This window comes from Alterirhizorhabdus solaris, from assembly GCF_007785815.1.
GTDB classification, from domain to species: domain Bacteria; phylum Pseudomonadota; class Alphaproteobacteria; order Sphingomonadales; family Sphingomonadaceae; genus Alterirhizorhabdus; species Alterirhizorhabdus solaris.
On the sequence record NZ_VNIM01000138.1, the window covers coordinates 1 to 8474 of the forward strand.

General features: G+C 70.4%; 9 protein-coding genes. 6 read left to right on the plus strand and 3 right to left on the minus strand.

What is annotated here, in order from left to right; translation table 11 throughout:
- Window positions 1-404 precede the first annotated feature (404 nt).
- Window positions 405-1742: an LLM class flavin-dependent oxidoreductase gene (locus FOY91_RS19750; protein WP_145155556.1), complete on the minus strand. Its 1338-nt coding sequence runs from the start codon at window positions 1740-1742 to the stop codon at window positions 405-407.
- A 201-nt stretch (window positions 1743-1943) separates the two neighbouring features.
- On the opposite strand from FOY91_RS19750, the gene FOY91_RS19755 reads away from it, so the two are divergent.
- From FOY91_RS19755 to FOY91_RS19765, 3 genes are all read left to right on the plus strand, one after another.
- Window positions 1944-2669 (plus strand): glutathione binding-like protein, encoded by a 726-nt coding sequence (locus FOY91_RS19755; protein WP_145155558.1) that lies wholly within the window; start codon window positions 1944-1946, stop codon window positions 2667-2669.
- A 191-nt stretch (window positions 2670-2860) separates the two neighbouring features.
- Window positions 2861-3724: a TauD/TfdA dioxygenase family protein gene (locus FOY91_RS19760; protein WP_145155560.1), complete on the plus strand. Its 864-nt coding sequence runs from the start codon at window positions 2861-2863 to the stop codon at window positions 3722-3724.
- A gap of 71 nt (window positions 3725-3795) precedes the next feature.
- Window positions 3796-4500 (plus strand): DJ-1/PfpI family protein, encoded by a 705-nt coding sequence (locus FOY91_RS19765; protein ID WP_145155562.1) that lies wholly within the window; start codon window positions 3796-3798, stop codon window positions 4498-4500.
- A gap of 28 nt (window positions 4501-4528) precedes the next feature.
- On the opposite strand, the gene FOY91_RS19770 is transcribed toward FOY91_RS19765, so the two are convergent.
- Both FOY91_RS19770 and FOY91_RS19775 read right to left on the minus strand, forming a co-directional pair.
- Entirely contained in the window at window positions 4529-5209 is a 681-nt protein-coding gene (locus FOY91_RS19770; RefSeq protein ID WP_145155564.1) for a peroxiredoxin-like family protein, read from the minus strand.
- A gap of 202 nt (window positions 5210-5411) precedes the next feature.
- The gene (locus tag FOY91_RS19775; RefSeq protein ID WP_145155566.1) at window positions 5412-6086 is read right to left on the minus strand and encodes a fumarylacetoacetate hydrolase family protein; all 675 of its coding nucleotides are present in this window, start codon (window positions 6084-6086) and stop codon (window positions 5412-5414) included.
- Window positions 6087-6242: 156 nt separating this feature from the next.
- Between FOY91_RS19775 and FOY91_RS19780 the strand changes: the two genes are divergently transcribed.
- The 3 genes from FOY91_RS19780 to FOY91_RS19790 form a co-directional block, all read left to right on the plus strand.
- On the plus strand, window positions 6243-7265 hold the full coding sequence (locus FOY91_RS19780) for a glycosyltransferase family 2 protein (RefSeq protein WP_145155568.1): 1023 nt from the start codon (window positions 6243-6245) through the stop codon (window positions 7263-7265).
- The gene (locus tag FOY91_RS19785) at window positions 7262-8251 is read left to right on the plus strand and encodes an acyl-CoA dehydrogenase family protein (RefSeq protein ID WP_203234642.1); all 990 of its coding nucleotides are present in this window, start codon (window positions 7262-7264) and stop codon (window positions 8249-8251) included. Before FOY91_RS19780 ends, FOY91_RS19785 begins: the two co-directional genes overlap by 4 nt.
- A gap of 13 nt (window positions 8252-8264) precedes the next feature.
- Window positions 8265-8474, plus strand: a 210-nt coding sequence (locus FOY91_RS19790) for a PIG-L family deacetylase (protein WP_145155570.1), incomplete at its 3' end; no start/stop codon positions are given.

The following is an 8474-nucleotide window of genomic DNA, read 5'->3' on the forward strand; positions in this document are numbered from 1 at the left end:
GCCCTGGCGACGGAGGCACCGGACGCCACCGCCAGGGCAGTGCGGGCGCCATCGCCGCCATGCCACCCCGCGTTCCGCTGCCGACCGCCGCCGTGCTCCTTGGGCGGACGATGCGATGATGCCTGACCGGTTTCACGCCAATACTCTATCGAAAAGATAGAGAAACGCGATGGCGGTTTCTGTTTAGCGTCTGAAAGGCGGTGTTGGCCGGGCGACCGCCGATCGTCGCGCGGCGCCTCATGAGAGGTGGAACCCGGATTTCCACTTTCATCCCCGAGCGAAGTCGCGGGGCGGACCGCGCACGTGACCCTCCGTATCTCGGTGTCGCTCGACACGGGAGCGCGCACGGCTGGGCCATCCCGTCCCGAAAGGACAGGTGTCAGCGTCGGAGCTTGGTCGGCCTCTCAGGCGGCCGCCCGTGCCCCGCGCGCGGCGGTGTAGCGGTTGGCCGGTTCGTGCAGCCCCAGATTGTCGCGGAAGGTGGTGCCCTCATAGTCGGTGCGGAACAGCCCGCGCGCCTGCAGGATCGGGATCACCTTCTCCACGAACAGGTCGAGCTGGCCGGGCAGCGGCTCGAACACCACGAAGCCGTCGGCGGCCTCCTGCTCGAACCAGCGCTGCAGGGTGTCGGCCACAGTCTCGGGTGATCCCACGAAAGCGCCGCGCGGGGTGGCCAGCCGCTCCACCACTTGTCGCAGCGTCAGGTTTTCGGCGCGCACCTCGGCGAGGATCCGGTTGGAGGCGCTTTGCTGGCTGTTGCGCCCGATATGGGCCACATCGGGAAACGGCCCGTCGAGATCATAGTGCCGGAAGTCATGGTCGTTGAATGTGCGCGACAGCATGCCGAACCCCGTTTCCAGCGACTCAAGCGCGGCAAGCTCGCGATATTTCTCCTCGGCGGCCGCGTCCGTGTCGCCGATGATCGGCGTGATGCCGGGCAACACCAGCACCTGATCGGCATCGCGGCCGAAGCCGGCGGCGCGCGCCTTCACGTCGGCATAATAGTCCACCCCGTCCTGAAGGGTGGGGGCGTGGGTGAAGATCGCATCGGCGCGGCGCGCGGCGAAGCTGCGGCCGTCCTCCGAGGCGCCGGCCTGGAAGATCACCGGCTGGCCCTGCGGCGTGCGCTTGATGTTGAGCGGACCGCGCACCTGGAAATGCTCGCCCGCATGATCCAGCCGGTGCAGCTTTGCCGGATCGACGAATTGCCCGCTCGCCTTGTCGGCCACGTGCGCGCCATCCTCCCAGCTGTCCCACAGGCCCTGCACGACATCGAGATATTCGGCGGCGATGCGGTAGCGCACGTCGTGGGCGGGATGCTCGGCCTTGCTGAAGTTGGCGGCGGTATCGCCGAGCCACGATGTCACCACGTTCCACCCGGCGCGGCCATCGCTGATGTGATCGAGCGAGGCGAACTGGCGGGCGACGTTGAACGGCTCAGAATAGCTCACCGTCAGCGTGGCGACGAGGCCGATGCGGGACGTGGCGCCGGCCAGCGCGGACAGGATCGTGATCGGCTCGAACCGGTTGAGATAGTGCGGGCTGGACTTCTCGTTGATCGAAAGGCTGTCCGCCACGAACAGGAAGTCGAAGCGGCCGCGTTCGGCCAGTTGCGCCTGCCGTTTGTACTCGGCGAAGCTGGTGCTGGCGTTCACGTCGCGATCCGGGTGGCGCCAGTCGTTCCAGGTGCGGCCTACGCCGTGGAGGATGAAGCCGAGCTTGAGGTGAGGCGAACGGGCCATGTTGAAATCTCCGGACGGGGAATGTCGCCCGAATACGGCCGCCGCCGTGCCGCGACGAACGGGTATTCCTCAACTGACCGATGACGAATACCAATGCCGCGCGATCGATGAGCGACGCAGATCGGTCGTCCGCGCAATCCTCGACTGTCGTTTCGCTCGCCACGCCCTACATGGGTGGCCCGCCCCCGCCGGAGAGACGCCATGATCGACCTGCATTACTGGACCACGCCGAACGGCCACAAGATCTCGATCTTCCTCGAGGAGACCGGGCTGCCCTATCGCATCCTGCCGGTGAACATCGGCAGGGGTGAGCAGTTCGCCCCCGATTTCCTTGCCATCGCGCCGAACAACCGCATTCCCGCCATCGTCGACCGGGCACCGGCCGACGGCGGGCCAGCGATCCCGCTGTTCGAGTCCGGCGCGATCCTGCTCTACCTCGCCGAAAAAGCCGGGCAGCTGATCCCGGCCGATCCGCGCGGGCGGGCCGAGGTGCTGCAATGGCTGTTCTGGCAGGTGGGCGGGCTGGGGCCGATGGCGGGGCAGGCCGGCCATTTCGCCACCGCCGCGCCCGAGAAGATCCCCTATGCGATCGACCGCTACCGCAAGGAGACCGGCCGGCTCTTCGGCGTGCTGGACAAGCGGCTGGCCGACCGGCCGTGGCTGGCGGGCGAGGCGTACAGCGTCGCCGATATCGCCAGCTACCCGTGGGCGGTGCCGTACGAGCGGTTCGGTCAGGATATCGAGGCGTTTCCGAACGTGAAGCGGTGGCTGGAGACGATCCGCGCCCGCCCGGCGGTGGAACGCGCCTATGCGCTGGCGGAGCGGATCAACCCCGCCGCCCCGGCAGGGGCCGGGCCGAGCGACAAGGAACGGCGCATCCTGTACGGCCAGGCGATCGACAGCCCCACCCACAACCGCGCCGGCTGAACGGCGCAAGTATCGCGTGGCAGGATCTGGCAGCGCGGCGAGACGCCGCCGGCTCCTGCGCGCGGAAGGGCGCCGCCTGCATGAGGACAAACAATATGCGATCCGGCCTTACTCATTAAACTGGAGGCTGGATCGGCCCTACACCGTCATCACCATTCACGCGCCGTTCGCGCCAAGATGAGGTGACTGTCATGTCCACGGCTCCTGCAGAGATATTCGATCGCGATACCGCCGGCGAGATCGTCGTTCGTCCGCTCCAGCCCACGATCGGGGCCGAGATCGAGGGCGTCGATCTGCGCCGTCCGCTCGCGCCGGCACAGCGCGATGCGATCAAGGCGGCGATCCTGAAACACAAGGTGGTGTTCTTCCGCGATCAGCCGCTCGACAACGACCAGCACGCCGCCTTCGCCCGCCAGTTCGGCCCGCTCTACACCCACCCCAGCACCAGGGCGGACGACAAGATCGCGCAGATCCACAGGATCTCCGCGCTGGAGCAGGCCGAATATGAAAAGCGCCGCCGCGACGTGAAGGACGGCGACGGCTATCACAGCGACACGAGCTGGCGCCTGGTGCCGACATGGGGTGCGGTGCTGCGCGCGGTGACCCTGCCCGAGGTGGGCGGCGACACCATCTGGGTCGATGCGAACCTCGCCTACGAAGGCTTGCCGGCCGAGGTGAAGACGCGGCTGGAAGGGCGCCACGTCACGCATGATTTCCGCGCCGCGCTCACCGCCGGCGGGCACGACTATCCGGTCGTCGCCCACCCGATCGTGCGGACCCACCGTGAGACGGGCCAGAAGATCCTGTGGGCGAACCTGACGCAGAAGCCGCAGATCCTCGGCCTCGATCTCGCCGAAAGCCGCGAACTGCTCGACGAGGTGCTGCGCCAGTACAAGCGGCCCGAATTCCAGGTCCGCTTCTCCTGGCGGCCGAACTCGGTCGCCTTCTGGGACAATCGCGCGGCGGTGCATTATGCGGTGCGCAACTACGGAGATTTTCCCCGCCTGCTCGAACGCATCCTGATCGCCGACGAGCCACTCTACGCCGACCTCTGACTCCGTCGGGTTGAAATAAAACGCCGGCCGCGCGATGCGTGGCCGGCGTTATCACGTGGGGAGCGCGAACCATGACGACCCCGGATGCACCGCCGCTGCACATCGGCTTCATCCTGTTTCCCGGTATCACCTTGCTCGACCTGATCGGCCCGTGGGAGGTGCTGACCCGCCTGAACGGGGCCAGCTGTCACCTCGTCGCCGACAGCCTCGATCCGGTCGCCAGCGCGAGCGGCGGCCTCGCCACCGTGCCGACCATCGGCTTCGCCGATTGCCCCGCGCTCGACGTGATCGTGGTGCCGGGCGGGCCGGGGCATCTGGCGGCGATGGAGGATGCGGCGCTGCTTGCCTTCCTCCGGCGGCAGGCGGAGGGCGCGCGGGCGGTCACGGCGGTCTGTACCGGCAGCCTCGTCCTCGCGGCGGCGGGCCTGCTGGAGGGTTATCGCGCCACCAGCCACTGGATGTCGCGCGACCGGCTCGCCGGTTTCGGCGCGACGCCGGTGGATGCGCGCGTGGTGGTGGACCGCGATCGGATCACCGGCGGCGGGGTGACCGCCGGGATCGACTTCGCCCTGCGCCTCGTCACCCTGCTGGAAGGCGAGGAACGCGCGCGGACGATCCAGCTGCAGATCGAATATGCGCCGGAGCCGCCCTACGCCGGCCGGCCGGACGACGCCGATCCGGCGCTCGTGGCCGCCCTGCACGCGGCAATGGCGGGCTATACCGCGAGGATGGCGACGGTCGACGCGCGGGCGGCGGCGCGGCTGGCGCGGGGATGAGGCCGCCGCGCCGGGCGGGCCCGATGGCTCAGGCTGCCTCGCGTACCTTCAATCCGGCCACGGCGGCGAGGATCTCCGGTGCCTCGGTACGGTCCAGCCAGTCGGGGCTGACGGCGACGAAGCGCACCGTGCGATCCCGATCGATCAGGATCACGGCCGGTTGCGGAAACTCGGCGGTGCCGGTGCCGGTCAGCGCGCCGATCCAGCCCGGCGTCGGCTGACCCTCCGGCACCTCGCCGCGCGAGAAGGTGATGCCAAGCGCACGCCCCAGCCGGTTGTCGCGATCGGATGCTACGGTGTAGCCGAGCGCGTGGCGCCGGCGGATCTCGCCGAGGCCCTGTTCGGGCAGGTGCGGGCTGATCGCCACGAGGCGGATGCCGGCCGCGTCCAGCGCCGGCCGCAGCTGGCGGTCGTAATAAGGCAGCGCCAGGTTGCAGGCCGGGCAGCCGGCGAAGCGGAAGAAGACCAGTACCGCCGGCCCGTCCGCCACCAGATCGTCGAGCGACAGCGGGCGGCCCTCGTCGTCGGCCAGCGTGAACGGCGGCAGCGTATCGCCCGCCTGCACTACCGCCGCCGGATCGAAGGCGGCAACGAGCGCGGCGCGTTGCGCGATGTTCTTCGCCAGCTTTTCCGCCTCCCAGCTTTCGAAGCGCTCGGCATGCAGCGCGGCGAAGCGGGCGTTCAGGCTTTCGGGCACGGCGTCGGTCATCGGCTCATCCTCCAGGCGGATCGACCGGCGCGTCGGGCGGGATTGCGCGCGCCACCGATCGGTTGCCCCTGAGCTATCGGGCCGCGCGGCGCGCGACCAACGACATTGCCGCGACCGATACATTGCCGTCGCTCATAGCGGCGGCCACCCACGGAAGGCGCGACAGCCCGCCGTACAAGGCCGGGTAGTACTCCGGGGTGCCTCAGCCTGCGAGACGCACCGTCACCGCGCCCACGCCGTCGATCGTGGCGCACACCTCGTCGCCCGGGCGGATCGGGCCGACGCCGGCGGGGGTGCCGGTGAAGATCAGGTCGCCGCCGCGCAGGGTGACGAAGGTGGAGAGCGTGGCGATGATCTCGTTCACGTCCCAGATCATCTGCGACAGGTCGCCGCGCTGCCGGGTCTCGCCGTTCACGGTAAGCCCGATCGCGCCGGTCGCGGGGGGTGCGCCGGCGACGAGCGGGCCGATCGGCGCGGAATTGTCGAAGCCCTTGGCCATGTCCCAGGGTCGCCCCGCCGTCTTGGCCTCCGCCTGAAGATCGCGACGGGTGAGATCGATGCCGACCGCATAGCCCCAGATCAGCGCCGCCGCCGCCTCGGGCGCGATGTTGGCGCCACCCTCGGCCAGCGCCACCACCAGTTCCACCTCGTGATGCAGGTCGTGCGTGCGCGGGGGGAAGGGCACGGTCGCGTCATCGGCCACCACCGCATCCGCCGGTTTAGCAAAGAAAAACGGAGCGGCGCGCGCCGGATCCCCGCCCATTTCCAGCGCGTGATCGGCATAATTCTGGCCGACGCAGAAGATGCGACGGACCGGAAAACGGTCGTCGCTGTCGGCGATGGCGATGGTGGGGGTGTCGACGTGAGGCAGGGTCATGGCATTCCTTCCGTCGCCCCCTGTGCGCGAGGGGGCGGTGCGGGTGCAACCCGCGTGATGCGGCGGCGGGCCCGGCCGTGCCGATCGGGCGTTGCAATCAGCTGGAAACAAACGAATATCAGCCATTGGGTCGGATGCTCCGACAGGAAGTCGCCGATGCCAGCTCCGATCCCCGTGTCGATCTGCATTCCCGCCCGCAACGAGGCGGCATCGCTGCCGGCGCTGCTGGCGGCGCTGGCGGCGCTCGACACGGCCGGCGCCGATCCCGTCGCCGTCATTTACCTCGACGATTGCAGCGATGGCAGCGAGCGCCTGCTGCACGCGACGGCGCACGACTTTCCATTCCGTCTCGTCATCGGCACGGGCACCGGCGGGGGCGAGGCCAACGCCGGGCGGGCACGGCGCGCGGCGATGGCGGCGGGGCTGGGCCATGCCGGCCAGGACGGCCTGCTGCTCACCACCGATGCCGACAGCCGCCCGCGCGGTGACTGGCTGCAGGCGACCGTGCGCGCCCTTGCCCACGCCGATGTCGCCGCCGGGCGGATCGTGCGCGCGGGCGGGGCGGGCGATGCGCTGCAGGGGCGGATCGAGGCGTATTACGATGCGCTGCACGGCTACCGTCGGACGATCGATCCGGTGCCGTGGGATGGCGGCGGGCACCATTTCTCGGGCGGCGCGAACCTAGCGTTCCGCGCGGCCGCCTATCGCGCGATCGACGGCTTCCGCCCGATCCCCTCGGGCGAGGATGCGACCGCGCTGGACGATGCGGCGCGCGCCGGGCTGCGCGTGCGGCGGGATGCGGCGATGGTGGTGGAAACCTCGTCGCGCCGGCACGGGCGCGCGCCGGGCGGGCTGGCGGCGGCCCTGCGCGGAATCGACGCGGGAGATGTGCCGCATGTGCTCCACCCGCTGTCCGCGGCGTGGCAGTATCGTGCGCACGCGCTGGCTCGCGCCAGTTTCGCCGCGCTCGCCAGCCCGCCGGCGTGCGAGGCGCTGGGGCAGGCGCTCGGGCTGACGGCGGACCATGTCCTCGGTGTCGGCCGGGACTGCCCCAATGCGGAGGCGTTCGCGATGCGGATCGTGCCGGTGGCACCGCATTGCCGGGGGCTGGTGCCGCTGCCGGAGGCGGAGGCGGCGCTGGCGGCGTTGTGCGACACCCGATGCGAGCAGGCGGCATGATCGCGATGGAGGCACTGCTGCGCGCGGCGATCGCGGAGGCCGGTTGGGCGGCGGCGCCGGCCCCCGATCCGGTCTCGTCCGATGCGTACCTGACGCTGCTCCGCACGCTTCATGCGACCGGGGGGCGCGCCCTGCCGCTCGGCCGGCTGCTGGAAGGCCATGTCGATGCGGTGCAGATCGTGCTGCGTTATTCCACCCCGCCGCAGGCCGCGCGGTTGCGGGCGGCGGTGGCGCAGGGCGCGATGCTGGGCGTGTGGAACGCTGCCCTGTCGGACGAGCCGTTGGTCGCGGACGAGGGGCGACTGAACGGCGGCAAGAGCTATGCCTCGGGCGCGGGCGTGCTCACCCATGCGCTGGTGTCCGCCGATACGCCGCACGGATCGCGCCTGCTGTTGCTCGATCTCACGCGCACTCCGCCGGCGATCGACCGCGACTGGTGGCGCACGACCGGCATGGCGCGATCGGAAACGCATCAGGTGCGGTGGTACGATGCGCCCTTCGACGACGACGACCTGATCGGCGCGCCCGGTGATTATGCGCGCGAGCCATGGTTCAGTGGCGGCGCGCTTCGTTTCGTCGCGGTCCATGCCGGGGGGATCGCGGCGCTGTTCGATCATGCCCGCGACCACCTCCTTGCCACGGGCCGCGCTGGCGATCCTTTCCAGGCGGCGCGGCTGGCCGATCTGTTCGCGCTGGCGGATGCGGCGGCGGGGGCGGTGCGACACGTCGCCTGGCGCTGGTATGAGGAGGAGGGCGAGGTGCGGTTGGCGCGGGTCGCCTCGGCGCGGCTGGCGGTAGCCGATCTGGGCGAACGGGCGATCGCGCTGGCGCAGGCGGCGGTGGGGCTGCAGGGGCACTTCCTCTCGCACCCGCTCGCCACGACGCTGACCGACCTTGCCGTTTACCTGCGCCAGCCCGCGCCCGACGCGCAGCGGCTGCGGGTGGGGCGGGCGGTGGCCGATGGCCTGCTGACACCCGCGCTGTGAGGCGGCCGTGGCGATGAGATTGAGGCTGGGTCGGCCATGCACCGCGCTGATCGTGGCGCCGCATCCCGACGACGAGGTGATCGGCGCGGCCGGGCTGATCCGCGCGCTCGTCAACCGGGGCACGCGGGTGCGGGTGCTGGTGGTGAGCGACGGCGCCGCGTCGCATACCGGCAGCCGCCTGTGGCCGCGCCGACGGCTGGTCGCGGCCCGCATGGCGGAGAGC

Excerpts from the sequence above, each read along its gene's own strand:
- FOY91_RS19750 (WP_145155556.1), bottom strand. The coding sequence starts at position 1,742 with ATGGCCCGTTCGCCTCACCTCAAGCTCGGCTTCATCCTCCACGGCGTA.
- FOY91_RS19755 (WP_145155558.1), top strand. The coding sequence starts at position 1,944 with ATGATCGACCTGCATTACTGGACCACGCCGAACGGCCACAAGATCTCG.
- FOY91_RS19760 (WP_145155560.1), top strand. The coding sequence starts at position 2,861 with ATGTCCACGGCTCCTGCAGAGATATTCGATCGCGATACCGCCGGCGAG.
- FOY91_RS19765 (WP_145155562.1), top strand. The coding sequence starts at position 3,796 with ATGACGACCCCGGATGCACCGCCGCTGCACATCGGCTTCATCCTGTTT.
- FOY91_RS19770 (WP_145155564.1), bottom strand. The coding sequence starts at position 5,209 with ATGACCGACGCCGTGCCCGAAAGCCTGAACGCCCGCTTCGCCGCGCTG.
- FOY91_RS19775 (WP_145155566.1), bottom strand. The coding sequence starts at position 6,086 with ATGACCCTGCCTCACGTCGACACCCCCACCATCGCCATCGCCGACAGC.
- FOY91_RS19780 (WP_145155568.1), top strand. The coding sequence starts at position 6,243 with ATGCCAGCTCCGATCCCCGTGTCGATCTGCATTCCCGCCCGCAACGAG.
- FOY91_RS19785 (WP_203234642.1), top strand. The coding sequence starts at position 7,262 with ATGATCGCGATGGAGGCACTGCTGCGCGCGGCGATCGCGGAGGCCGGT.